The 26,434-nt window shown below is 32.7% G+C and carries 30 protein-coding genes; 3 read left to right on the top strand and 27 right to left on the bottom strand.

Annotation, left to right across the window (positions count from 1 at the left end):
* The first annotated feature begins 139 nt into the window (after positions 1-139).
* Entirely contained in the window at positions 140-988 is an 849-nt protein-coding gene (locus MKY37_RS20810) for an MBL fold metallo-hydrolase (RefSeq protein WP_340780067.1), read from the top strand.
* Between the two features lie 339 nt (positions 989-1,327).
* On the opposite strand, the gene MKY37_RS20805 is transcribed toward MKY37_RS20810, so the two are convergent.
* Both MKY37_RS20805 and MKY37_RS20800 read right to left on the bottom strand, forming a co-directional pair.
* Positions 1,328-2,326: an NADP-dependent oxidoreductase gene (locus tag MKY37_RS20805; protein ID WP_340780065.1), complete on the bottom strand. Its 999-nt coding sequence runs from the start codon at positions 2,324-2,326 to the stop codon at positions 1,328-1,330.
* A 41-nt stretch (positions 2,327-2,367) separates the two neighbouring features.
* Positions 2,368-2,703, bottom strand: a complete 336-nt coding sequence (locus tag MKY37_RS20800) for an ArsR/SmtB family transcription factor (RefSeq protein ID WP_340780063.1) — start codon at positions 2,701-2,703, stop codon at positions 2,368-2,370.
* A gap of 478 nt (positions 2,704-3,181) precedes the next feature.
* Here MKY37_RS20800 and MKY37_RS20795 point away from each other — a divergent pair, with 478 nt between their 5' ends.
* On the top strand, positions 3,182-3,814 hold the full coding sequence (locus MKY37_RS20795; RefSeq protein ID WP_340780061.1) for a flavodoxin family protein: 633 nt from the start codon (positions 3,182-3,184) through the stop codon (positions 3,812-3,814).
* 294 nt (positions 3,815-4,108) lie between these two features.
* Here the strand turns inward: MKY37_RS20795 and MKY37_RS20790 are convergent, their stop codons facing one another.
* The 14 genes from MKY37_RS20790 to MKY37_RS20725 all read right to left on the bottom strand — a co-directional run bounded on the left by MKY37_RS20790 (position 4,109) and on the right by MKY37_RS20725 (position 17,477).
* Positions 4,109-4,684: a hypothetical protein gene (locus MKY37_RS20790; RefSeq protein WP_340780059.1), complete on the bottom strand. Its 576-nt coding sequence runs from the start codon at positions 4,682-4,684 to the stop codon at positions 4,109-4,111.
* A 176-nt stretch (positions 4,685-4,860) separates the two neighbouring features.
* Positions 4,861-6,090 (bottom strand): UDPGP type 1 family protein, encoded by a 1,230-nt coding sequence (locus MKY37_RS20785; protein WP_340780057.1) that lies wholly within the window; start codon positions 6,088-6,090, stop codon positions 4,861-4,863.
* Between the two features lie 153 nt (positions 6,091-6,243).
* Positions 6,244-6,744 carry a phosphoribosylanthranilate isomerase gene (locus MKY37_RS20780; protein ID WP_340780056.1) on the bottom strand — a complete coding sequence of 167 codons (501 nt, stop codon included), beginning with the start codon at positions 6,742-6,744 and terminating at the stop codon, positions 6,244-6,246.
* Positions 6,745-7,007: 263 nt separating this feature from the next.
* The gene (locus MKY37_RS20775) at positions 7,008-7,544 is read right to left on the bottom strand and encodes a DUF3267 domain-containing protein (RefSeq protein ID WP_340780054.1); all 537 of its coding nucleotides are present in this window, start codon (positions 7,542-7,544) and stop codon (positions 7,008-7,010) included.
* Positions 7,545-7,734: 190 nt separating this feature from the next.
* Positions 7,735-8,418 (bottom strand): DNA alkylation repair protein, encoded by a 684-nt coding sequence (locus MKY37_RS20770; RefSeq protein WP_340780052.1) that lies wholly within the window; start codon positions 8,416-8,418, stop codon positions 7,735-7,737.
* Between the two features lie 538 nt (positions 8,419-8,956).
* Positions 8,957-9,394 (bottom strand): NUDIX hydrolase, encoded by a 438-nt coding sequence (locus MKY37_RS20765; RefSeq protein WP_445323076.1) that lies wholly within the window; start codon positions 9,392-9,394, stop codon positions 8,957-8,959.
* Positions 9,395-9,697: 303 nt separating this feature from the next.
* On the bottom strand, positions 9,698-9,925 hold the full coding sequence (locus tag MKY37_RS20760) for a hypothetical protein (RefSeq protein ID WP_340780051.1): 228 nt from the start codon (positions 9,923-9,925) through the stop codon (positions 9,698-9,700).
* Positions 9,926-10,375: 450 nt separating this feature from the next.
* The gene (locus MKY37_RS20755) at positions 10,376-11,368 is read right to left on the bottom strand and encodes a S66 family peptidase (RefSeq protein ID WP_340780049.1); all 993 of its coding nucleotides are present in this window, start codon (positions 11,366-11,368) and stop codon (positions 10,376-10,378) included.
* Between the two features lie 349 nt (positions 11,369-11,717).
* Positions 11,718-12,593 (bottom strand): hypothetical protein, encoded by an 876-nt coding sequence (locus MKY37_RS20750; RefSeq protein WP_340780048.1) that lies wholly within the window; start codon positions 12,591-12,593, stop codon positions 11,718-11,720.
* A gap of 441 nt (positions 12,594-13,034) precedes the next feature.
* Positions 13,035-13,865 (bottom strand): GNAT family N-acetyltransferase, encoded by an 831-nt coding sequence (locus MKY37_RS20745; RefSeq protein ID WP_340780046.1) that lies wholly within the window; start codon positions 13,863-13,865, stop codon positions 13,035-13,037.
* Positions 13,866-13,993: 128 nt separating this feature from the next.
* Complete coding sequence (locus tag MKY37_RS20740; protein ID WP_340780208.1) at positions 13,994-14,527, bottom strand: ATP-binding protein; 534 nt, start codon at positions 14,525-14,527, stop codon at positions 13,994-13,996.
* 197 nt (positions 14,528-14,724) lie between these two features.
* Positions 14,725-15,291, bottom strand: a complete 567-nt coding sequence (locus MKY37_RS20735) for a hypothetical protein (RefSeq protein ID WP_340780045.1) — start codon at positions 15,289-15,291, stop codon at positions 14,725-14,727.
* Positions 15,292-15,436: 145 nt separating this feature from the next.
* Positions 15,437-16,420: a phosphotransferase gene (locus MKY37_RS20730; RefSeq protein WP_340780044.1), complete on the bottom strand. Its 984-nt coding sequence runs from the start codon at positions 16,418-16,420 to the stop codon at positions 15,437-15,439.
* A 196-nt stretch (positions 16,421-16,616) separates the two neighbouring features.
* Complete coding sequence (locus MKY37_RS20725; protein ID WP_340780043.1) at positions 16,617-17,477, bottom strand: alpha/beta fold hydrolase; 861 nt, start codon at positions 17,475-17,477, stop codon at positions 16,617-16,619.
* A 502-nt stretch (positions 17,478-17,979) separates the two neighbouring features.
* On the opposite strand from MKY37_RS20725, the gene MKY37_RS20720 reads away from it, so the two are divergent.
* On the top strand, positions 17,980-18,636 hold the full coding sequence (locus MKY37_RS20720) for a DUF1796 family putative cysteine peptidase (protein WP_340780042.1): 657 nt from the start codon (positions 17,980-17,982) through the stop codon (positions 18,634-18,636).
* Between the two features lie 687 nt (positions 18,637-19,323).
* Here the strand turns inward: MKY37_RS20720 and MKY37_RS20715 are convergent.
* The 11 genes from MKY37_RS20715 to MKY37_RS20665 form a co-directional block, all read right to left on the bottom strand.
* On the bottom strand, positions 19,324-19,857 hold the full coding sequence (locus MKY37_RS20715; RefSeq protein ID WP_340780041.1) for a GNAT family N-acetyltransferase: 534 nt from the start codon (positions 19,855-19,857) through the stop codon (positions 19,324-19,326).
* 287 nt (positions 19,858-20,144) lie between these two features.
* Positions 20,145-20,411 (bottom strand): CD3324 family protein, encoded by a 267-nt coding sequence (locus tag MKY37_RS20710; RefSeq protein WP_340780040.1) that lies wholly within the window; start codon positions 20,409-20,411, stop codon positions 20,145-20,147.
* 445 nt (positions 20,412-20,856) lie between these two features.
* On the bottom strand, positions 20,857-21,291 hold the full coding sequence (locus MKY37_RS20705) for a lipoprotein (RefSeq protein ID WP_340780038.1): 435 nt from the start codon (positions 21,289-21,291) through the stop codon (positions 20,857-20,859).
* A 109-nt stretch (positions 21,292-21,400) separates the two neighbouring features.
* A complete protein-coding gene (locus MKY37_RS20700; protein WP_340780037.1) occupies positions 21,401-21,694 on the bottom strand; it encodes a hypothetical protein in 294 nt (97 codons plus the stop codon).
* 651 nt (positions 21,695-22,345) lie between these two features.
* Positions 22,346-22,570 (bottom strand): hypothetical protein, encoded by a 225-nt coding sequence (locus MKY37_RS20695; RefSeq protein ID WP_340780034.1) that lies wholly within the window; start codon positions 22,568-22,570, stop codon positions 22,346-22,348.
* A 201-nt stretch (positions 22,571-22,771) separates the two neighbouring features.
* Positions 22,772-23,209 carry a DUF4279 domain-containing protein gene (locus MKY37_RS20690; RefSeq protein ID WP_340780032.1) on the bottom strand — a complete coding sequence of 146 codons (438 nt, stop codon included), beginning with the start codon at positions 23,207-23,209 and terminating at the stop codon, positions 22,772-22,774.
* A gap of 510 nt (positions 23,210-23,719) precedes the next feature.
* Positions 23,720-23,851, bottom strand: coding sequence for a hypothetical protein (locus MKY37_RS20685; RefSeq protein ID WP_340780031.1), 132 nt, complete (start codon positions 23,849-23,851; stop codon positions 23,720-23,722).
* Positions 23,852-23,942: 91 nt separating this feature from the next.
* Complete coding sequence (locus MKY37_RS20680) at positions 23,943-24,446, bottom strand: ClbS/DfsB family four-helix bundle protein (protein WP_340780030.1); 504 nt, start codon at positions 24,444-24,446, stop codon at positions 23,943-23,945.
* Positions 24,447-24,564: 118 nt separating this feature from the next.
* Positions 24,565-24,921: a cupin domain-containing protein gene (locus MKY37_RS20675; RefSeq protein WP_340780028.1), complete on the bottom strand. Its 357-nt coding sequence runs from the start codon at positions 24,919-24,921 to the stop codon at positions 24,565-24,567.
* Between the two features lie 139 nt (positions 24,922-25,060).
* The gene (locus MKY37_RS20670; protein ID WP_340780026.1) at positions 25,061-25,579 is read right to left on the bottom strand and encodes a GNAT family N-acetyltransferase; all 519 of its coding nucleotides are present in this window, start codon (positions 25,577-25,579) and stop codon (positions 25,061-25,063) included.
* A gap of 26 nt (positions 25,580-25,605) precedes the next feature.
* Positions 25,606-26,058: a MarR family winged helix-turn-helix transcriptional regulator gene (locus tag MKY37_RS20665; RefSeq protein WP_340780025.1), complete on the bottom strand. Its 453-nt coding sequence runs from the start codon at positions 26,056-26,058 to the stop codon at positions 25,606-25,608.
* Between the last annotated feature and the right edge of the window lie 376 nt (positions 26,059-26,434).

Below are 26,434 nucleotides of genomic sequence, written 5' to 3'. Positions count from 1 at the left end.
ACTTTTCTAAATGAAACAAGGAGGTACAAGTCCAATGGTAAAAAAATAATAAGAGAAAATCTTAAATTATTTTAATAACTTTAGAATAAACATGTAGATTTTCTCTTTCATAGAATGAATAGAAAAGAGGAAAAATAACATGTTAAATAAATTAAGTGATACTATTTATTATTTATCTAATCAAGATGATAGAGAACGACCAACAATAGGACTGGTATGTGGTGACCGATATAGTCTAATAATAGATTCTGGTAATTCTCCTCAGCATGCTAAGGACTTTTTACTAGAAATCGAGAAGCTTAATGTACCACCAGTTAAATATGTTGTTATTACCCATGCCCATTGGGATCATTTCCTAGGAATGAATGAATTTGATGCGATTGTTATAGTTAATAGTCAAACAAACGAAATGTTAAAAGAATGGGAAAGTTTTTCCTTTGACGATAGTTCACTACAAAAGTATGTGACTTCTAATCAAATGAGTGCTATGTGTATGAAGATCATACAAACTGATATGCCAAACAGAGACATTTTTAAGTTGAAATCTACTGATGTAATCTTTGAAAAGACATTAACTATTGATTTAGGTAATAAAGTTTGCATTCTCGAAAGTATCAAAAGTACGCACACAGATGACTCTACAATCATTTATATTCCTGATGAAAAAGTTGCTTTTTTAGGCGATTGTGCATATGGTACAACCACAAATTCTTTATTTCATTACAAGCAATCATTGTTATTGCCTATGATTGCAGACATCCAAAAATATGATACGGAAATGTTCCTACTTGGTCATGAATCTATCTGTGATTCAAATGAAATGAATTTATATTGGGAAGAGTTAACAACAGCAAGTCAAGTAGTAAAGTCCACCTCACTAGAAAATGCAATAGAGTCCTTTAAGGCAGAATATAAAAGGGACCCTAATGATAATGAATTATTTTTCATAAAAGCATTTGTTAATGACCATATTATTCAATCACAATAATTCTATATAATACATCAATCAATTATAAAAAGTAGCCATCTCATTAAAAATTGAAATGAGGTGGCTTTTAAGTAGTCGATAATGTATGAACGTTTCTAAGTACAAATAATTCTTTTTATCGTTCAAATGCGATATAAATACTCACCTGCTCTACAGCGTTAGTTAAACAAATACATGTTAAAATCGGTTCGTAGACAATTAATTACGATCGCTTAAAACAAGTGTAGCGAATGCAAAATTATGAGTTTGCTGGAAACCACTTTTCGATGGATTTTCTTGTTCTGCTAAATAATTTTTCAAGGAGCATTATTCAGTACATTTTTTGGCTCGGTTTGATAACTATTTGATTTTTAATATTATTTTCCCTTTAGCCCTACCAGACTCTGCATATTCCATTGCTTTTTGAGCATTTTCAAAAGGAAAAACTCTATCAATTATAGGTTTGATATTACCAGTTTCAATAAAATTTGCGATTATACGTAATTGCTCTCCACTTGGCTTCATAAACAAAAACGTATACTGAACATTATGCTTTTTTTCAAGCGCAGTAAGTTTAAGACTTGCTGCTGAAAACAACAACGTTTTAAAAAATCCGGAACCATATTCTTTGCCAAAACGAGCATTCGGTAATCCCGAAACGGAAACAATTTTCCCTCCGCTTTTTATCACTTCGAATGATTTTTCTAGTATCTCGCCACCAAGTGTATCAAATACGGCATCATAATTTTTCAGTATCTCTTCAAATTTTTCTGTCTTGTAGTTTATAATTTCATCTGCACCAAGAGATTTTACTAAATTCGCACCAGCATCACTGGCAGTCGTTGCAACAGTAGCCCCCATTAATTTGGCCAGTTGAATAGCAAAGGTACCGACACCACCAGCCCCAGCTTGAATTAAAATCTTTTCTCCCTTTTGTAATTGCATAATGTCTGTTAGGGCTTGATAGGAGGTTAACCCAACTAATGGAATCGATGCTGCTTCTTCAAAGCTCAAATTTTTAGGCTTTAAGGCGATGTCATCTTCATGAACAGCGATATATTCAGCAAAAGTACCGATTTTACTCTTACGTGGACGTGCATATATTTCGTCACCAACTTTAAAACGAGTCACCTTTGCGCCAATCTTTGCAACGATACCTGAAAAGTCATTCCCTAAGATAAGAGGCATTTTATATTTTACTAACAATTTCACTTTCCCATCGCGTATCTTAAAATCAACAGGATTAATACTAGCTGCATGAATTTCTGCAAGTATCTCATACTCGCTAATTTCAGGTGTGGGCATTTCTGCCAAACGCATTGGAATTTTCCCATACCTATCAATAACCATTGCTCTCATTGCCTATTCCTCCAAATAATATCTATTTAAATTCCATCATTTCAATAAAAGTTCTGCATGAACTTATCGATATCGAACACAAGCGTTCTTAATAAACCTAATTCTGTACGTACATTAATATAATAATAGTTTTTTGTCCCTTCTTTTCGCATTAAAATAACACCAGCATCCCGTAAAACCTTAAGATGATGAGACACAGCAGGTCGTGAAAGATGTGTTTGTTCAGTGATTTCACCCACACGTAAACCCGTTTGACAATCCGTCCCCATTAGAACTAACAAGATCGATTGACGTGTTTCATCACCAATTGCCAATAGAACTTTTTGACAATTAATAAAATCCTCTTTGATTATTTTTAGTTGGTCCTGTTTATTCATTCAGTAAAATACCTCCAATAATCGGTTTAATCGTTTAAGTTGATGAACCATTAACTGTATACAACAATATACGATTGTTATGTTAGGTGCAATATTGAGAAAGCAAATCGAGACGATTACATAGAGGAGAAGCATCATTAGCTCTTAAGCTGCAGCAACTTTATTATTCCACACTTGCTCGGTTAATTAGAATAAGCACAAGATAAGTAATCTAGAGGTCTTCTAAAAAGTAAAAAGCCCTGAATTGAATAGTAAATTTATTATGATTCAAGTGTTTTTCTTTTCCTGTCTACTTTATTCACAGTCAAGCTCATTATTTGGCCCTATTGTTGAACACAAGTTAAACAACACTTTTCTACTAAACTGTTTCCTTAGATTAATAAGAAAAAAGAGTTACCTAAACGAACCAGATTTCTAGTTTTATATAAAATTCTTAGGGTAAAGAAATATTATTACTATGACCTAAGGAGATGTAGCAATGAGCATTAGAGCGCTAGTTTTAAATTGCAGTTTGAAAGACAGCACGCAGCAATCCAATACCCGTGCGCTGATTAACGAGATTGTAAAGGTTTTTGATGAAAACAGAGCGGAGACAGAAGTGCTCAGGATGGCTGATTATAATATCGGCTTTGGAATTACCCATGAAGCAGTGAACGATAAGGATCAATGGCCAGAGATTTTTGAAAAAGTAAAACAGGCGGATATCCTTTTGCTTGGCTCGCCGATTTGGCTTGGCGAACAGAGCAGCCTGGCCACTTTGGTTGTAGAAAGATTGTATGGTGGAAGCAGCCTAACGAACGAAAAAGGCCAGTACATCTACTATAACAAAGTAGGCGGAGTGGTTGTTACCGGGAATGAAGACGGTGCGAAAAACGTCTCAAGCTACCTGATTTACGCATTGTCGCATATTGGGTTTACGATTCCTCCAAATGTGGATACCTATTGGGTGGGGGAAGCGGGCCCTGGTCCATCCTTTATTGAGGCAAACGGGATAGAGAACGATTTTACGATGCAACACGCTAAAATAACTGCATACAATTTACTTCATTTTGCCCGCTTGCTGAAAGAATATCCGATTCCGGCAGAAGGAAATGTGAATGAAAGTCGATAGTAAGGTGGTTAGAAAAGTTTAAATTAAAAATTCAAATAACATGCTAAACTAGCAGTCCGATTGAAATAGTGTTGGATTGCTTCTTTTTTGAAAAAATCCGACCCTATTATTAGTTTCATAAAGTTATTAATAGTTATTTCCAAAAAAAAAATATAATAAAACATTCTTAATCTAACTGTCCCTTTGGCTTAAAAAGAAAAAAGGCTTTACTCCTTCTTGAAGTAAAGCACCTTAGTTGAATAAGATATATTTCACGTTACCACTTCACTGAAGTCCAGAACGCTTTAATAATCATTAATTATCGATTTTATACCACTTTAAATCTTCGGGAATATTAACTTGATTTACGTTTTTGGGAAGGCCGTAATAATAAAGTGCTTTTCCCTCTTTATCCAATGCGGTAGGATTTAGAAAGTCTATTTGTTCACTAAACAGAAATAAGAATGATATACGTTCACCCTTATGTATTTCTTTTCTTTCTCTATTAGGCTCTACACCAGCCTCTATATAAGCAACTTTTTCATCATTTGATACTACACTTAATAGAGTTGCTGCATCTTTTTCAGTTGTAAAGCTGAACCCACCAACCGTTTGAAGTTCATCTGAACTATAAGGAATATTTGTTGATGAACTACTTCTAAAGAACAACCCAGACTTTTCGGATAATACGGATTGGTATAACTTTTCTTCATCACTCTTAAATAAAAAAATAACAGATGAGCCTGTATTATATTCCTCAATCATAACTGCATCTTTTAGAAGAAATGCATTAGCTTTGGCAGCACTGATTGATGTAAACCTGTATCCACTAACAAAAAATATTAATATGATTCCAATTAATATTGATATAGTTATCTTCCATTTTTTCACAACTAATCCCCACTTTAAGCTTTCGCCCCTTTAATTTGTTATGCAATTTTATAGATTTTAAACGTTTTTTAATTTTTATGGGAGTTGAATAAGATTTTTATATTGTCATTATTATCGTAAGTCAACTGATTCTCTTGGAATGTGGTCTTTAGCGAATCTATCTTGTAAATAGAATCTTAGAATATGTCTCTTTTATCATTTTCCAAAATCATCTTTCTTGCACTCTCCAGACTATCTAGTCCAATTCTGTTTTTTACTGGTGCAAATTCGTTCTCCCTTATTACTTGTAATACTGACATATTCTCAGCATATCGAAATATATCGAAATAAAACTTTTCGAGTTTATATCCATTTGGGTTAGTATTTTTGAATGTGTGACCAATTTCATTAACTGAAGGGATAACTTTATGAGCAAAGTGATAAGGGAGTTTGACATCCATAGTTTTCTCAAGGAATGAAAGTTGAAAAAGATGAATACCTATGTTTGCATTTGTATATTTTTCCCCCAGACTCTCTTCTTTACTCATTTCAGAGTATTCAATAACTGAAGGCTTACCTTCAGATAAGCAAAAAACCCCTACTTTCTCACCTGGTTCTCTCTTTTTTACAGATTTACTGGATACTTCTGCACCTTTTATATCAGCAAAACCAATAAACAATGGGTCTGCAACTTGAACAAGAACATTATCAATATTATTAAAAAATACCCACTTAATACCCTTCCTTTTTAGGTCCTCAAGTATCCCACTTGACTTCATTGAAGCAAATACACCCCCATTTCCATTAGGAGACATAGAGATTTTTGACTTACTCTCAAGAATGATTTTCCCATTTGGAGTTAACGTTGGAATAAGGTCCTGCTTAAAGAAAAAAATTTGTTTCCGATTACAATTGAAATAATCGTTGTCTTTGAAAAACTTCTTCGTTTCCAATTCATTGATAGGGCTGGTCATAATATACCAGGGAATAATAGATTTTGTTTTTTCTTCAATCTTTTGCAGTCTCTTAGCCTGTAAACCGAAAAGCGATTGATTGGAACCAACGCCAATGCTAACGGTTCCTTTAGGTCCATCATGTCCGAGTCGAGTTCCCTGACCTCCTGCGATAAGTACCACCGCTACTTTCTTTTCTTTTAGAAGATTAAGTCCGTGTTCTTCATACATCTTTCTTTTTGAGTCACTGAGGCTTAAGACAGATTCATATTCGATAGGAAGAATTTCTCGTTTACTATTGTTTGGTGGAATAGAAAGTTGATTGGATGCAACTTCAATATCTTCAAAATCAATTTCATTTATTTGATTTATTAAAGCTTCTTTCTCTTTTGTCTTTAATACATTATAAAAGGAAAGAAGATGCCCTTGTCCAAAACGATTTATTTTTTCTTTTATATATTCAAATCTTTCCATGTCACTGCTCCTTAGATTATTTTTCATATAAATGCCTTATCTGTATATTCGTAACACATATGCTGAAATCCTTCTTGTTCTAACTTGCCAGTACAAAAAAAGGCTTTACTCCTTATTGAAGTAAAGCACACGTTAACACAATAATATGTTTAGTCATTGTAATATCATGCTTTTTAAGAAATCAATTTTTTTAAGATCTTTATCATTATTTTTATCTGCTCGGTAACTATCCTTAGACGAAGACTCGTAAACTGATAGATATTGCTCTGGATTTAGTAAATAATATTTTACTTCCCCCTTTTGATGTAATTCTAATTCCTCTAATTTTACTCCTGCGAAATCTGGTAACGTATCAATAATGCCAAATTCAACGGATAACCCTTTTTTAGAAAACTCATGCTCATGCAAATCAATTAGGGTATACTCCATTGAAATCATGATTTTCATAATATCATCCCAATTAAATATAGATATTTCAGGCGGTACTTCCCATCCTCTTTTATCGCCAGGTACATGAATATCTAAGTCTTGGGTATTCCACCCTTGTCCCGTAACGATTTCTAAACCAACTGAACCCATTAACAAAGGAATAATTTCAATTTTATTTAGTTTTTTTGTAATTTTAATAAACTCATTAAACTTGTTATTCTCCATTTGTTCCTCCCCCTTTTCTAATTGCACCTTTACCATGTTCAACAAGCCTGCAGCTTTAGTTGAACAAGAGAAGAAAACTTTATTATCAACTCTACATTTCACTAAAGCACCATAATGTATGCCACTGCATGGGGTATGATTTCTTCAGCCAAACTGTTACGGTAAATTCACATGCCTATTAACCGAGCTTAAAACAAGTCGTTAGTTCAATAAGAAAAAGGCTTTACTCCTACTTGAAGTAAAGCTTAGTGCAATAGAAGTTATCACGATTCTACTCGGTAGTAGCCTCTGTAAAATACAGATTTATTTGGTTTAAGTAGGATTAATAATGAATTAACAATATCGGAAGAAGAGATTATTAAATTGAAACAACTGATAAATAAAATGAGGGCTTTGCTATCACCAGATACAAAGAACGAAGTAATAGCTGGGATTACCGATAATACGATAAAAGGTAAACTCATAAAGACCAAAAATCTTTTCTTAGAAAGAATTGCATTTGTATTAAGCCAAAAATATATTCCTCTGAAAGTTAAGCTAATATCACCTTTATTGTTTATTACAAGAATATGAAGGGCCTCGTGTATTAAAAAAACCAAAACAATGATTAAGATAAGGGGAAATTTTGTTATATGATTGAAGTTTTCCCCGAAGAACCAATAAGGTACAAGAAAAAAAGTAACCATTAATAGATAAACGAACTTCATATAATGCTTTCGAAACCAAATATTTTTAATGAAAGGTTTCCATTCTGACAAATCCAGACTTATCTTCGGCAAATTTTGAAACCACAATATCATAACTGTTCCTGCCTTTTCTATAATCTAGTTCCGAACGATTAATAACATATAATGCTTAGAAACTTTTTCCATCCATACCATCTTATCCTTCTGAAACTCTTCTTCCGCATTAGTTCAATAAGAAAAAGCTACCCTTACAGGCAGTCACTTGTTTAACTAAAGCACCAGTTAGCTAGTGGCAAGACTACTTTTAATCTAACGGTGTTTTTGAATTACGCCGTTTGTTAACTTCAATCGTAATGAACTCCGGCAAATAGCTAGGAGTACATCCTTTTGCTACTATTTCATCTTTGTAAAGACCCGTTTTCTCACCAAGTTTAATACAACGTGCACGATTCTTTTCATCATAAACGCCTATCCAGCCTGCTGTGAAATTCATAGCCCATTGAACTTCCGGTTCTTCCTGCGTAATATTAGCTTCTAATGCAGATAGCAAGTCTGTAGTGTTATCAGGCGGTGTTTGTCCAGTCCATCTCAATCGTCCTTGATAATACCAGAAAGCTCTCCTTTGAAGAGCTGAAGGACTATTTTCCCATGACTCCATCAATGCAATTTTCTTTTTGTCTTTGGTGAGTTGATTAGCCATTAACCAATCCATTAAGTTATTTCGCTCATCAAAAGTGTGAGTCTGCATGTCCTTATCAAGCTTATTTAGCACATCTTGTGAAAGAAGTTTTTTGTCCATAATTAAGATTGCTAATAGTCTGGGCAAAAACTCTTCTGTTGACCAAAGTTCCATAGCTAGTTCGTGATCTTTTTTAATGTCCTTCGCGATTTTTCGTAAGTCGCCTAGCTTAGTTTTACTATTGATCTGAGGTAGAATGTTTTCTGCTTTTGAAGATCGTTTTATTTCTGTATCTGTTTTTTCATCCATTTTATACAACTCCTTTATTAATGCACTGTTTCATATTATGTTCTTGACGGGATTTATCAAGAACTTAATTTCTTTATATGTCTTTTTGCATCCCATTTATAGTATTCATCAAAAACCAATTCTTTACAGAACCGAGATTTAAGTGAAGAAAAAAGAATATATCAATAAAACAACAATACCTATTATTCCTGCAACAATAAATGGTATTCCAGAAACTGGTCTTCTTTTAATTCGTATGTAATATCATATAAAAAAGGCATGACTACTCCCAGGACAAACAATGGAGATGGTTCTTGATTGACCTCTTAACTCAATTTAACATTCTGAAGGCTCAACCTTTTATAAAAAAAGTTTTTTCTGAGTCTCTTTTGTTATGTAGTTTTATATATTTTGAGGGTTTTACATTTTCAAGAGAGTTTAATAAGAACAGAGACGTTTAATAAACAATCGGTCCCGGTTGTGGATAGTAATCTCATATTCAACTAACCCCCCTCGGTGGATTGAATAACAATACTAATATTACTAATTTCCAGAGCACTTAAAATTCCACACAAAATGGTTGTTTGCTGCTATCAAGACAGTACTCTATTCTTTGTCTAAAATTATCTATAGTTATCATTTTCAAAGCCTGCTCAATAGGGAAAAAACCCACTTCTAAACTTTCTGGAGAAGTTGTTAATTTGCCACCAATTGGCTTAGCTAAAAAGAGAGTATTAAAAATTGACTTGTTCACATTTTGAAATACCCCGCAGAATTTAAGAACTTCAATATCAATACCTGACTCCTCTTTAGTTTCCCTTATTGCAGCATCTTTCAGAGACTCACCTTCCTCTACAATTCCACCTGGCATTTCCCAACCTCTCATAGGACCTTTTATAAGCAGAATTTCTTTTTGGTCATTGAGTACAATAGTTGCAGCTGAAACAAAGTGTTTAGAAGGTGTGTAAATTTGTGATGTGCTTTGTCCCAAGGTCATTTCCCCCCCCTTTTTGGTGTAAAGCTAAATTACTTTATTAATGGTGCGATTGTTGAACAAAAGTTTAAAAAAACACACTTGTTGCATTAGTTTGAGAAAAGAGTGTACCTCCAGACTTGAAGTAAAACCCTCCCTTTTTGCTTAATAATTTACATATACTAACTTATTCTACACAATCGCAAAAAAACCTTCTTCTTCAACTTACGGAGACTTTGGTTGAAGAAGAAAGTGTTTGGAAATACAACTCAATGAACTTTCATTAAAGCACTACGGAAACCAATTATTCTCCAAAATCAAATTCTACTATTTGTTTCGGACTTTAACTATACGTTTCACAATAAAACCAACTACTAACCCGATAGCAATTGGAAGTAGAGCAACTTTTGCATCTAAAATTGAACCATCCTTTTGTGGCTCATTTTGAAAAATTCCAAATTCAAATATAGATAAATCAAATATAAAGCCAATCAAATAAAGTAAAGCCATTGTCCCGAAAGATGATAATACTGGAAACCATAAAGATTTTCTCATAAAATACCTCTTTAATTTATATTTTTAAACAGTAAAATAATCTTTCCTTAAAAACAATAATCTTTACGAAAGTAGCGTTTCTTTTAAATGGATTATATCGGTACCTTTCATTTCATCAAGTTCTTCAAATGAAGTATATTCACGGCTGCTTTCACAGGGGCATACACCCGTTAGTTTAAGTTCAACATATCACAATAGATTACCGAAATCAGCTAGTTGTTTTGAAGGTGAAAATAGAATAGTGAAATGCTGACCATATTGAATTAAAACAGCTGTTATCTTAAGAAGAATTACGATTGGATAGTATCCATTTGACAGCAACAAGTAGATTATCTGGACACCTTTAGCCAGCCATATACCCCAAAATCAATTGTTAGACTATGGGAAATGAAGAGATATTAGGTTATTCAGGGGTACAAAGTATGGACTATTACTTTATAAGCGTACTGCCTATATCCAGTTTTCTATACATATTACCTTTTTAGCATGCGCATCTAGTTTCACTTTTTTGCCGATTGCTAATGGATGCATCGGATGGGTGTGACATGTATCAAACTCAGCTAGAATTGGAATGTCCAGTCCATCTAATTGTTCAATCAATAAATCTAATGGTCGTTTTCCTGTTTCCAAATCATCATAAAGTTCATGCTTTCCTAAAATTATGCCGGCGACTTTTTCAAAAACACCATGTAACTTAAGCATAGCGAAGTTTTTCTCCACAATTGAAGCATTTTTCATACAGTCCTCAATTAGTAATATGTCCCCCTGTTCAATTGTTGGAAAATATGGCGAACCAATAAAGCCGTACATTGCATTAACATTACCACCTATTAATCGACCCTCTGCTGCTCCACTTTGCCCCGTGATCCACTCATTACGATAGAGAATTTTTTCAGTTGTTTTTTCAAGCCAATTCACTGGCTCATCAGACCAAAATGGTGGCATCGGCACTTCGTATGGAAGCTTGTTTTCTTCCATGAAATATTGTTCAAAATAACGATATGTATTATTTACAAGAGGCTCAAATTCACCAAAAGAGGGAATAAGAGAAGGACCATAATATGTTGTAATTCCCGTTTTTGCATAAAGAGAAAGTAAAACAGCGGTGGCATCAGAATATCCAACGACTAACTTTGGATTTTCCTTAAATGCTTCATAATCAATATATGGCAACAAACTATTTGAATTTGTGCCACCAATTGTAGACATAATCATCTTAATATCTGGATTTCTTAATAATTTGTTTAGTTCTTCTGCACGTGATTTAGGTGATCCAGAACGATACACATCTGATTGCCCTGTCAATTCTCCTTCTACTATCACTAAACCTTTTTCTTCTATAAAAGCTTTAGCACGTTGAAAACGTTGATAAGCTGTAACTGTTGCAGGAGAAGACGGGGTGAATATTCCGACTTTATCTCCTTTTTTTAATCTTTGAACCATATTATGAACCTACTTTCTAATAATTTATAGATTACAATACATACACTTACTACGATTTTAACAAATATAAGGACTTAAACTAACATTCCTGTTAGTTCAAAAAGGAAAAGTGCTATCTTGGGGGCCATTTTCATCTAAAAAAAGGATATAACCAAGAAACAGTATATACTTTGAATATCAAGATGAATCTTGATATAGAAAACTTAGGAAATTATAATTCTAAAGAAGTACATACATGAAATTTTTAGTAGAAGAAAAGAAAATATATAAATAATTGCCTACTATTAGCGGGTTTTTTAAATTCCCTTGTTTGCTAATCCACACCAATGGTACAACATGAAATCATTACCTAATTACTTTGTCGGTACTTCACAAGTGACAGATGTTCCCACTCCCTATAAAGTTGCTCTTTCGAAAGTATCTTCCAAGGATTAAACATCGTTTGCCCATGTTTATTAAAATATAATTCTTCTCCAATATAATAAGCTGCATGTTGAATAGTAGCATTTTCATCTTTCCATATTACAATGTCTCCTTGGTGTAGTCCTTCATCTAAAAACTCCTCATAGTGATACTGTTTCAATTTTTCAAGAAATGTTTTTTGATGTATCCATTCGTAAATAAACCAATCTTGTTTCCCTTTTGAAATAGCAAATAAAACTGCCGCTAAGCAATTTGCACCTTGAAGATGACCAAAAGTATTGGCAAATGGTTTTAGAAAACTAGGTAAAGACTTTGGTGATTCCTCACACTCTCCTTTATCCCACCATTCATAAACCATTGTTGTAAGTAACTGTTCTTTAAGTGACTCGTCAAGCTTTTCCCACATGGAGCGCTGAATGACAACGTAACCATTCACCACATAACTTGAAGGTATTTTTTCTATCTCCTGTATAAATGTAACGGGGAGTACAAGCCCTCTCTCACTTTGCACTTGTGAATTTATTATTAACTGTTTTTCCTCTTCAGATATGCTTTCAATCCATTCTTTTTCAGCTATGATTACATATTGAGCGTTCTTTATATTCCAGTACTCATAACCATTTACATAATTTAATTGCCCATATGTGCTGTGATCATAAAACTCATCTATTGGCATTAATAATACATCTGTAAAGTCAATTTCATTATTAAGATCTTCTTTCGATAAGAAAAATAAATCTTTTTCTGGTACATAACTATCCATCCATGAAAGTAAGACTTTTTTTGTCGGTTTTATTTTCACTATGTATTCCTCCATGTTAATTTAACTGCTCATTGTTTGAAAAACTCAACTCATTAAAACTTATTAATCTGCTAGTCTAATTAACAGCTACTTTTGATAACCGTTTTTCATCCTCACCAACAAAAATCAGGATACCCAAAAATATAGTTGCTAAAGTTAACTTTTGGATTGAAAGCACCGGTTAGTTAATGTACACCGAGGAAGTATGATAGCACTGTTCCCAATTTTTAATTCCATTTAGTATCGCCCTCCATTTTTATAGTGTATCATCATTTATGGTAAAATTCAGAATACTATTTTTTGAAGTTGTAAATTCCCCAAAAACATCATTTAAAGATATTCCTTACTCAACTAACCTGTACCTTTAGTTGAATAAGAAAAAAGAGCTGTTTAATCAGCTCAATGGTCCTCAAGTAAAGCATACGTTAGATGAAGTTAAAATTACATAAACTGAAACTCATATCCTATATAGGTAAATACATTTTTGAATCCTATTTTTTCTGCAACTGCAATTGACGGTTTGTTTGATTCCATACAATCCCAATACGGAACAATATTATTATCCAAACAATCTTTTACAAAAGATTGAGCTACTTTTTGGGCTAACTTTTTTCCTTGATGCCCATCTAAAGTTTCAATATCTATACCATGTACATTTCCAACGACAAAACCTGAAAAACAAACACTTACTACCTCATTTTTGTAAACCATACAATACCCAATACCATCACTAAAAAATCTCTCAGGTGAAGGCCAAAACTCTAAAATTTTGGAGTGTAGGAATTCAATGTTTCTTATAGTATAATCATTGCTTTCAAAGAGAGTTTCACAAATTTTTACAACCTTATATTCTTGTTCAATTGCAAGTTCATAGTCAAATTTATAATCATCTTTTTGTAGCGTATATACCCTCTGATTCCAGCTTCCTAATTTACGGCTTTTAAGCACTTTTTTTATAGTTGTATTCCATTTTTCGTTATTACCAATACCTTCAAACCAATTTAATCCTACTTTTATAGCTTCTGGTATTATTATTTTATCAATGTAATTGTTTAGTTCATTATTGAACCGCTCATTTTTTTCATCCCCAAAAAAGATAAAGCCATCATTATTACCTAACCAAATAAGTCCTGAAGTAGGGAAATCAATATCATCTACAAATACGCGACCCGTATTTACTCCTTCAATTACTGCTTTTGCTTCTAATTGACCTTGCTCATACAATAAATCTTTACACTTATAGAATTCAAAATTTTTTAGCTCTGAAATCATACGCTCGCCCCCTTATCTAACACTAATACTTAGCATTCCAACAATGGATTACTTCTCCAACTAAACTGCCATTTCAGTTCAATAAGAAAAAAGCTGATTACCCATACATTATTCTTCAACACTTACTTTTACTTGGAACCTAAATAATTGAGGACTAAATCCACTCGCTCTTTTACCGTATAGTCCCCTTCTATTCTCAATATTGGGCATATTAAGTCCGACATCCATTGTTCGTGTAACATTTTACTCCTAACTTCCATTCCTGCTTCATCATATAAAGAAGCCCATTCCAAAAAAGCCTTTGATTGGCCGTGTTTACTACCACCAGCTAATATTTCATTACCGTACCTTTGAAATTCCCTTTGTTGCAATCTTTTGAGTCTTACATTTTGAGGAATCCATAAAAAAATAACTAAGTCAAAACAGGATTTAAATTCGTCACCCCAACCACATAGTGCCCCCGAAAGAACAAAGTTTTCATATATCGATAAGTCATGTTTTAGCATTTCTCTTCGTTCAGGTAATGGTCTTTGTTCTGTAAACTTAGTTATCCAAAAATATTCGTCTGTATCCATAGGAGTATAAGAAAGCTCCTCTGACAATGCTGTTCCGAGTGTCGAAGTTCCTGAACCAGCCGCACCAAATATATGTATATTTTTAATTGGAATCTCCCCCCTATAGTATCCATTTATAGACTTCAATTATATAGATAATGCTCATTTTTAGTAGAATTACCTTCTTCCATTGACCCGCCACATTAGTTGGAGTGTACCATTTCACAATGGATCGTCATATGGACGTGAAAATAGCCCATTAAAAGATGTACTTGCTTAACCTAATACCCCCGTCTGTTTGATAACTATTCGTACCCTCCTTTTGACTCTGGTAGTGATTTATATTCCCCCTTGCCTTTAATTTTATTAAAGACATAATCTCTCAACTCAATTAGTTGTTTTGCATCAGTTGTTGGTTCACAGTATTCCTCTGATAATAATTGTGTTATCGTTTCACCGTTTATAATAATTTCCCACGCATCCTCTCCGAACGGTTCTTGCAAACAAACCGATCCGTTTATAGGTTCAGGTGTAAATTTCTTTGTTTCGTCTATATTAATTTCTTTCATTTTCTCATAAATATCTTCCATTTCTTCTTTTGTTAAATTCAGCTCTGTGGTTACAGTACCATCTGCTATTAAATCCTTTGTTACAGTTCCTTTGAAAGTATTAATCTCATTCTTTTTTTGAACACCGAACTGAATAGAAAAATCAAAATCACTAGGCATATCCTTTGGCATTTTTGAAGTAGGAGAGTTGGTTACTTTTTTAGAAGTCTCGCTTTTGAATTCCTCCTCTTTACCACCTTGTTGACAGCCCCACAACCCTATTGATAAAAGTATTAAAGACAATATAAGCTTTAGTTCCTTCAATATCATCACTCCTTTAAAAATTAGACAAAATTTCGTAGTTTTCGTCGCAATGGACCTTGTGATAGATATAGTAGACCTTCCAAAAAGATGGTCTTGTTTCACTAAAGCACCAGTTTATTTAGGTGAAAATATATACAAGCCAAATTCATATTAATTTGGAAAATATACTTTCTAAATCATCCCAATTTTCACCAATCCATATGTTTTCTTCATTAAATCTTTTTAATGGCGAAGAGTTTTGTACCTTAATAGCTCGAACCCATTCTGCCTCTTTCCACCAAGTTAATTTTATTGAGCGTACTAATTTTTGAAGTGTAAGTTTATGATATTCTCGATAACCTTGGACAAATGTATAAACTTTATCTATATGTATTTGTCCATTGTCCACACAACACGATAAAATAGGTCTTGATATGTCAAATTCAGGATAAATAAAGTTCATCCTATCAAAATCAAGAATGGCTGTGACACTATTAGTATTAAATAAAATGTTATCTACAAATAAGTCCCAGTGACCCCAACCTTTTTCACAATCTGAGAAAATATCCAAATCATTACCTTCCAAAATTTTTCTTTGTATTTCTAAATTAGAAAGTATATTGGTACATTCAAGTCTAGCAGCTTCATCCCATCTCTTATGCCAATTTTTCAACATATTTTCCTTAGATCGAACATCCCAGTGTAATGATAACTGAACTGTATTATTGGAATTTAAAATTTTATGCATTTCTCCAATTTTTTTACCTAAACTATACATTTGTTCCTCGTTTGCTGTTCCCGCCTGAATATTCTTTCCTTCACATAATTCCATCAGAACAAAACGCTCACCATTTAAAGAGTGTATTACATACTTTTCTTTATGTGAGTAAAGTTTTGGACAAGGTGTACCTTTCTTATGTAGCTTACTTTGAAGAATTAGTGAAGTTTCTAATCCATGTAACATTTGTTCAGGATAACGAGTTTTGTTATATTGTTTTACAAATAAATCGCCTATGTCGGTTTTGATTTTCCATTTTAAATTCATATAACCTAATTCAATTGGAGAAAAATCTAGAATATTAAACCCGAATATAGTAGTTATTGCTTCAAAAATATCGCCCCTAATATCCTCAGTAGTAAAACAGGTCATTATTAGTTCCCCCCTTACCTCTTCGCAAAATATATTCCAAATCTTTATCTACAAAATTGCCTTTGGATGAAATCAGGCTTTTTATCCATATCTATTTATTCTAGAAGTCGAGAAAGTACTCCTTTTTTAACTAAACTGTTACTTTAGTTCAATAATTAAAAGCTTTACTCCTTCTTGAAGTAAATCACAAGTGAGTTCAAGAAGAAAATGTCTTTTCTGTTAGTTCTTTAAAATCAATAACCATATCTAAAAATAGATTTTTCTCTTCTAAATACGGTAAATGATTGCTACTTTCAAAAATATATAGCTTTGAGTTTTTTAAACCCGCATTGATTTCTTCAGAAAAAACCAAAGGACATTGGGCATCATACTTTCCGCAAAAAACAATTGTGGGTATATATACATTTTGGAGTTCACATTGAATATTATAGTTAGGTAGCTCCTTAAATGAATAATAATCTAATCTACTTTGTACAACTTTTCCGCTACTCGGTTTTTTAAAGTATTCGTCTCTTTTTTCAAGGTTGTATAAAGACATATCTGTCCACTCCCTGTTAGCATTCCGTCTCTCTTGCAATGTAGAATTAGGATCCTTCAAAACAGAAAATATTTCTAACAACCTTTTGTTCAGAGGACTATTGGGACTATACATACTACCCTCATCTCTCATATATTCTTTATTTGAAGTTGCTCCACCTACTAATAATTTTGTCAGAGAATCAGGATACATAGTTGCGTAAACTAAACCAAGCATTCCTCCAGTTGAATGACCTGCAAAGCACCATTTATAATAATTCAGAGCTTCTCTAATAGCCTCCAAATCTTTAGAGGCTTCTCTCATACTTAGTTCCTCTTCATTTTCAGCTTTACAAGAGTTTCCTGCGTCTTTTAAATTTATTAATAAAACTTTAAATTGAGTTATAAAAGTGTCTGCAAAATAATATCCCAATTCATTAAACTCGCTATATAAATGAGTTATGCATAATTGTTCGCCTGTGCCTTGCGTAAAAATTTCAAATTCCCCTCTTCTTGTATTAATTAATTGTTTCTCCCACATAAAATCTCTCCTAATAAATTATTTAATATATCTAAACTTCAATAAATTTTAGAAAATCCCTTCTTTTACTTTTTCTTATTGAAATAACCTAAACCATTAGCTTAAAAAGAAAAAAGAGCTGCCTAAGCAACTCAATATCTTTTACTAAAGTACTCGCTTATTCTTCTTGTCTTTAATAATCGTTAAAATGTAGTTTCTGCTTTGCTTAAGGCATCAGCACTCTCAATTTACTAATATTATGTAGTTAACACCATCAACCACGTGGTTTTCGACCTGCTACCTAACTTCCTCCAAAGTACAAAAAGGACAACACTCCTGTTACAACTTCAATATTTTCAATAACAAAACAATTAAGATAGTCTCATCACCATCATGTCTGCGTCTTTTTATTTTTATTTTGTAGGTGTAAAGCCTTTATTTCCATTAATATAATGCATTAACTATAATACAAGGGCAATTTTTAGAAACTATCTTGTAAGAAAAATTGACAGGAGGTGACAAAATGGAGTTAACACAACTTAAAGGAAATTACGATGCCATATTTAGTTTAGGGGACCTTTGTTTAACATCTATTCAACTAAAAAAGCATAATTTAAGACCCTATTCAGGTGTATTCGATTGGATAGCAAGTCCAGATTTAGCTAAAGTAAATGAACTTTTTGAAAATCAATTTTTGGATTTTTTTGCATCTAAAAACTTAAGAGTAATTGGATATGCCGATGACAACATTTGTGTATCCGATGATGGCTATAACCTAGTGTCTAATCATGATTTTGGTATTGAAGAAAACACATTGGAACACTTAGGTTCTTATTCGGATGTCATGAAAAAATATGATAGAAGGATAAAAAGATTACTTAAAGAAATGAAATCCGCAAAAAGAATATTGTTTGTTAGGACGGAAGGGACTCTGCAAGATGCAGCGGTTCTACAAGAAGTCTTATCAAAAATTGTGAAACGTGATTTCAGTATATTGTTAATAAATCATACGCATGTATCTGGGTTAGTAGAAAGATCATGGCCACTTGAAAAAGTATGCTCTTTAGAGTTTCCTAATAAAGATATATGGGAGGGCAATCATGATCTTTGGGAAGCCGTACTTAGTGGAATTCACTATAAGCCAAGATTTATGTCACGTTTTTTGAAAATATTACAATAGAGGATGAAAACCACGTTACCAAATTCAAGGATACTAGTGAAGGGGGAGCAGGTTCATACAGTTATCTTTCTCCCCCAAAAGAATTACAATTTTTTCGAGGAATGAAAATAGTCGAGTTCTTATGCAAAGAAACTTTGAAGATGATAGGTCGCATTTCTTTATAGGCGATATACGAGACAGATGCTGTTAATCCAGCCTGCTCTATGATTGACTATGTTTTTCATTTTGCTGTATTGCAAGAAAAGGTGAGATAATTCACGAAGATGATATACCAATTCCAACTATCCTCTTGGATACGAAACAAAATTTAACTACTAAAAAAGAAATATCCGCGTTCTAAACTACTGGCCGATTCTTCAAGTAAAAACTTTAAACTGTTCCCTAGTGTAAGTACGGTGTATCTAGGATGCAATCACAACTGATCAAGTCCAAAATCATTTTTAAGTTTTAAACTTATCCCCCCTCTAACCGATGTGGTCCTCGAGATAAATGGAAGAAGATAAAAAATAAATAGCCCAGTTCAAAAAATTGAGCTATTTATTTTCATATCTTATTTTACTAAACCACCCGTTAGCTGAATAAGAATAGTGACGCTTATTAAACAATCGCACCTGATTGCGGAATATCATAAGAACATGTCTATTCAAAAAGCATTATTAATATAAGCTATTTGGAAATCAATTGTTTTCAAGAATTATCAAATCGAAAAATAGTCTTTTGCCCATCAAACGTTTCCCCTCTTATCTCAGTGTAGACTCCATTAGTGTAATTTGATATTGACCTCCTCCAAAATTTTTGTCCAGCAATGTTTTTCTCTAAAGGGTTAGTAAACAACTCCCAAGCCCCTTTAAATTGGTCAAATACTATATTTGCTGCTCTTTCAGCGATACCTTTCCCTCTTAATGATTGAATTAAAAAGAACTCATTTACAAAATAGTCAACTCCTTTACTACAATGTGGTGGGGTCGCTATTAGGATAAACCCTGCTGGTATCCCATCTACTAAAATTACGTAAGGGAATAAAACTTCTGGCTTTTCCCACCAAATATTTTGAACCTCATACTGATCATTTAATGTTCGAAAATCGTTACTATCCTCATATATCCCGTGAACATTCGGAATTCCTCCATAATGTCCTGATAGGTCATATAGGTATAAAGGATATAAGTTTTTTATAATATATGCTTCATCTTTATCTGTTAAATGAACATCAATTTTCATAGGCTTCTCCTTTTAATATAGACATAAAAACATATGTATAAGTTTTCATTTAAACAATTAATCCCATTTTAATTTTCTTCATATTTTTTTCTGCATTATTCAGTCCTAATATTTTCATCAAAAATTATGCATATCCTGACCTCCTAAACTGTCTTAATCATCATCCTGCGTACTTATATATGTAATTATAATAAAAGTAAACCAATGAAAATATATAATGAACTATTATAAAATATACTTTACACAAAAAAGTCACATCAGATTTAGTCCAATGTGACAAATACAAACTATTTCTTTGAGTAAACAATTTTCTTAATACTATCACGAGAAAGAAAGAATCGATCCGAAAGTTGATCTATCTTTATACCGTCTAAAAATAATTGACGGATCTCATGGTTTCTATCGTTCAAATAAATTTTACTTCCAGAATTTTCTCCCCATTTCTTCCGTGATTCCTTAGTAATAGGGACGTAAACCATTTCTCCATTTACATACTTCTGTATTTCATTCAGTAATTCTACTGGAAAAATGCTTTCTGCATTTACATACTTCATGTTAGATTCGCTCCTTAAAATAGATGAAATTTTTAAGGTAGCAAAGCCATTACTACAAACAATAATCACACTTCAGGTGGAAACCAATTTCTAGCTCTATACAAACAACCACCTTGTTCATAGTATAAACTTTGCATAGAGCTGATCTTTAAACTTCTCATAATCCTTGTCATACCGAACTTCCCCCCTTTACGTAATTCTACCGCAGTACATTCTTATTAATAAATTCGATAAGGACTGCACGATATCCTTTGAAATGATAGACTAAATCCACGTCAATAAACTACACCTAATTATATTTCCTAAGTAAGTTACTCAACAATCAGGTCCGATTAGTTGAACATGAATATCTCATAATGTATAAAAAAGAGCTGAAGTTGTACACCACAGCTCTAAGGTCTTCCGCTCGTTTATGATCCTTTGAAACTCCGAGGTCGGTATATTTTCATTTGACATTAATATCAAAAGTAAAAGTTTCTTTTCCTTGAGCCCATGTTGTATTAAGTTCATAAATATAGTAGCCCTCTTTTGATGGTAAAGTAATTTTATTATCTTCTATTTCAACACTGTCAATTGTTCCATCTTCATTTAGTTTCTTTACCGTAATGGAAGTAGGATTTTGATCAATTTCAAATTTTAATATATCTCCTTTGCCGACTTCAATTGTTTCGAAAAGTTCAGCTAATTCATTTATATCGTGAATACTTTTTGTACTAATTTCTATATCGTCCTCTTTCCACTCGTAATTACTTGGCATCATTGTATATTGTTCGTCACCTATGATCACTTTTCCTTCTGGCTGACTAATAGTACCGTTTGGAAATCCATTACAGCCTGTAATAATTACAGTAATTAAAATGATTAAAATTATTTTCTTCATTTCAATACTCCTCTTTCATAGATTTTCACTTACGCCACAGCTTTCAATGCTCCTTTTAGCTCAATTAGAAAATTGATAAAGGTGATGTTTAGAAAGATTCCGGTAAAAACTACTTTTTAGGAAGAGCCATATTATTAATTGATTTATTGTTTATTAATAAAATAATTCCTAAAATAAAAGGAAATAAATATATTAATAACATCGTTTTATCTAAGAATTTAAGCATTTCATAATCTTGAAAATTAAAATTTCTTCTTATATGCACTATAAAATTTAGAAAAAATAAAAACCCGTAAATAACTGTTGTTGTTAGTAATTGTTTTTTTGTAGACAATGTCAAGGTTAATATAAGAAAAAAAGTTGTTAGTGCTGCTAAAAAAACGAATGATTTTAACTCTTCCATGCTATATGTGACTGGTATATAAGTAGTTAATAATAATTTCCTCAAAAAACAAAAAATGAGTAAAACTAGTGAGACGAATACGCTTATTGTAAAAGTTATAATTTGTCTAAGCTTCATAAATACTCAACTCCTCAATATTTTCATCAACTATATTTTGCTTTAACTCAATAAGAAAAAAGGCTTTACTTATCTTGAAGTAAAGCACCTGTTAGTTAAATATGAAACTCAGAACCTGTGGGAATAATAACACAGTAATTGAACAGAAAATAAGTATTTGAGAAACTATTTTCGGGTGTTTTTATGTTAACTAACTTTAATAAGAATTTTTTACTTCTTCTGTTTCTTACGGTAGAAAAAACGCCATATATAAAAGATCACCCATGCTATCACTAACACTAAAAAACGAATATATTGATACTTTTGATCACCGTAAAATATAATGAGGCTTCCTATAATAAACGCTGGTATCACCAAATAAAACCACATTCTTACTTCCTTATTTTTAAAACTTAGTTCAAATCGTTCACTCATATACTTCACCTACTATCCACCAAACCATGGCTCTTTCTCGAAGGGATTCTTAGCCGCATAAGCAACAGTTCATTTAAGTGTAATTTCTTCAAGAAGTTCATTTACTTTATCTCACTTTTTTTATTTTGCACTAAAAATACTAATACCAGATACTACACACAACAATAATAGTAATAATAATCTTAACCAATCCATTGTGAGCCAGAAGTCTCCGCCATCAACAATATCGGGGCTTAAACCATACTCATCAACAAAAATACCTAAATTCCAAAATAATTTTAGCGAAATAATTAATGAAAAAAGACTTAATGAGAATACTATAATTGATAATCTCCGTTTTCCCAATGTAATCCCCCTTTTGAAGTATTCTGCTCAGCTAGTGAAAAAGCGCTTCTACTAGAAACGGTCCCTTTAATATAAGTATAATTTTTCCCATACTTATCACCGAAATCTTCTTAATATTACGGAGGTGATCTTTGGCTATTGTATATGATATTTTAGTAATTTTTATTGTGCATAGATTTGTAGTAGTTCATAATAGCCCAATTATTCATCTGGATCATTAAAAGAAAACACATACATATCAACGTCTAAAATTGCATTTATTTTTGCAGCGAACTTACTAAATTCAGGATAAATCACTAATGCTGGAGTATATCCATCGTAAATTTGAATTACTAATTCTAGACGTATATCTAAAATAAGTTCTTCTTTTAATTGATTAATCGTTTCAGTCTTTGATTGGAATACTTCTAAAAGCGGACGCAATACGTCTTCTGTATATAATGTTTCTTTAGTTTCTATTTCATAATGCCAAGCAGTATATGACCGTAATAACTGATTTATAGGATGGTTAGGCTTTACTCGTTCTCCTACCCTCCAAGTTTTCGTAGGTTGCACGCCTAGTCTTTCTGTAACAACATCTAAAGGAAAATCATCATTTCCGCTAAATTGAATATATGTATATAGCGATGTTTTGTCCATGAGAACCTCCTGCGCTAAGTTTAACTATCGAAATACTATCGTTTCCTCTTCAACTAACCTGGCGCTATTCTTTAGAACGTTCCAAACAAAAAGAAGTTCCAATTTTAAGTGAATATTCCATTTGTATTAATAAATTTCCTTTTTTACTATTTAAAATATAATTATATCGATATTCCTGCCAATTATGTGTGGGGAGTTGTTATGAGAAAAGTCACGACATATAACCTTGTTTATAATGCTGCCATATTGGTTGAGGAAGGTATCGGTTATTAAAGAAAAACAGCAAGCTTATTTCCCTTTCGACTGTATCTTTTCAATGCTGGAAGGGACCATTTTGATTTAAATCAATTACGCCTCAGCGTAAATGCGTCCAGATTTTGAATTGCGCTTGTGGCCAACAGGAAGTTGGTCATGTAACTGTTGCCACAGGGCGCGGCGAGACATCCGCAGGAGCAGGGAGTCTGAACCCCTTGCTGACTTGAAATGATTCTGGCAATCAACCCGCCACTTTTAGAAGGGGGTGTCTTCTACTGAATAAAGTTTAACTTGTTGACTAGTAGGACGAACAATCATATCGCTAATGGACATACGCTCAGGTGTATCAATTGCAAACTTTACTGCGGATGCAATGTCTTCACTCATCATGTCGTCCTTCTATGATGGGAGCTGTCGGCATGATACCTGCATCGTTATACAATACATTTATCAGAGTGGTTTTCCCCCTGTTCTTCCTCTATATAGACTTTGCGATAACTTCACATCTTTTTATAGCCCAAATGTAATGATTGGAAGTATTTGCTGCGAAATAACTGTATAAATTACTTGTTTTTGTCCACTTATAGTATTTCTTTGTCATGATTTCTTCATTGGTATGGGATTTAATGAGACTCATTACTCTTCCATGGCTTAACTTCAATTTTTTTATAGCATGAGTTAATGGTACATCTTGATAGTTTTCCCAAATTCGAATATTTAGTAGCTGGATAGTACTCCATTTATAACCTGGAGCTGGCATAAAAGGAATATCTCCGTCCATACCTTCTCTATACCATCTCTCAAGCATCCCATGCCATTCGTACAGATGCATTAACACATCGCGAAAATTCTTATCTCTTTCCTGCGTTTCAATGGAAATGGTCCTTTTTCTGCCAGGTACAGATTCAATTATTTCAAGCAATGATTTAAAGTAATTGTCGCTATTCATTAATAGAATTTCTTTTTCAATTTCTGCTATCATGATAATTTTCTCCTTTAATTTAAGCCAATTTCATATTTTGTAATTAATCCACTTTGTTAGATTAGTTACCATTTCACAATGGAATTCGATATCTACTTGATATTTTGTCCGTAAAAATCTATTTCTTTACTGGCATATATAAGGATGGATTTAACTCAACACTTTCAATTACAATAGCAGTTATTCCTTTATCTGTTTTCGTTTCATGCCATTCATCTTTTTCCCAAAATACAGCATCTCCTGGCTGAACTTTAATATAATTTTCTATATCATTTCGAACATATCCTTCACCATTTATTACTACCAATAGTTGTGGTACTACTGCTTGATGGTATCCTACAATACCATTTTCTTCTAAGTGCATACATCCTATATTTACTGCTTTATCTGTTTGAATAACACGAGACATTATAAAATTTGAATTAAATTTTGAAATCCTCTTACCAGAATCTTTACTAAATTTATAAAACTCCATTATGTACCTCCAAAGAATTTTTATATAATACTTATTCACCCAAGTAGAACGAAAATCCTTCAATTAGTAGTAAACTCAAATTAACAAGAAAAAAGAGCTGAATGATCAGCTCTCCATTTTACTATAGCACTCTAGAAGTTTATGTAAGTATTTTGGTCATTATAAGGTCTACTTGTTCTTCATCACCCATATAAAAAGAGTGGGCTCCAGTTTGAACAAACCCCATTTTCTTATAAAAGGCAATAGCATTTTCATTTTTATCCCATACTCCTAACCAGATTTTCTCTTTATTAAGTTCCAAAGCAATTTCCATTGCTTTATTTAATAGATATTTACCGAGGCCGTGTTTTTGAAATTTGTTCTTTATATATATTCTCTCGATTTCAAGTGATTCATCACCCATTTTTTCAGATTGAGCATCATTGATATTGAGCTTTAAGTATCCAGCGACTTCATTATTAATATAAGCCAAAAAGAATTGCGAGGAACTATTGAATAATTCTTTTTCTATTTGTTTTAAGTTGAATGCACTCTCCAAATAGGCTTTCATACTTTCAGGTGAATTCTGTTGCTTAAATGTCTCATTAAATGTTTCATATCCAACTTCTTGAATTATACGTGAGTCATCTAGGGTACATTTTTTTACATACATAGTCATTTGAATAGGTCGCTCCTTAATATAAATTAATAAATTCTTTTGTTCCCTTTTTTTACATATTCCCAGTCTTTTTCGATATTTTTTCTTACTCTATACAGAAAATTGAAAATGGTTTCTGCTTCACTCTCGGAAAATCCCTCTAATGCAACGATATTAGAATAATCATTTTCTCTTTTTATGAGTGGGTAAACGTTTTTCCCTTTCTCTGTTGGAAATAGATTTTTGTTTTTTTTGTTATGCTCATCCTCTTTCTTTTCAATAAAACCATTAATTTCAAGTTTTTTAATAGCGCGAGCTGCTGTTGTTCGATCTACTTTTATCATCTCTGCTAACTTTTCTTGAATGATTCCTGGGTATTCACATATTCGCACAAGGTACAAATATTGGCCTTTTGTAAGGTCGTATTCTTTAAATTCAATATTACTTACAGAATCTAATGCCCTTGCTATCATTCCAATTTCACGTAGTATTTCCTTCATAATAAACTCCTTAGTTTATTTTTTGTTGCAAATGCAACAAAATTGATATGTATTAAATTTAACTTATATATGTTGCATTTGCAACAAAAAAATAAGGGTATCCAGGTTTACTTTAGTTATTGCTACATCCTACCAGTAGGTCAGGAGCTGTTTCATTCTGCTCAACTTTTGTTGTACCATTTTATATATTTTGAAATAGCAGAAAAGAGTTTGGGACAGAAGTAGAATTTTTATTGGATAAGGAGAAAACTTTACTAAATAATGGATATTTAATAAAATTGATTGAAATGGAGGGGCGACTCCTACGGGAATAGCGTGATGCCTGAGACTACAGGCTCAGGCCACGCCCGTGGAAAGCGTCCCTGGAATGGAAATC

This window comes from Psychrobacillus sp. FSL K6-2836, assembly GCF_038003085.1.
In the GTDB taxonomy this organism is placed as follows: Bacteria; Bacillota; Bacilli; order Bacillales_A; family Planococcaceae; genus Psychrobacillus.
The sequence above is the reverse complement of the archived record's forward strand: the minus strand, read 5'-3'. Positions and strand labels throughout refer to the sequence as shown.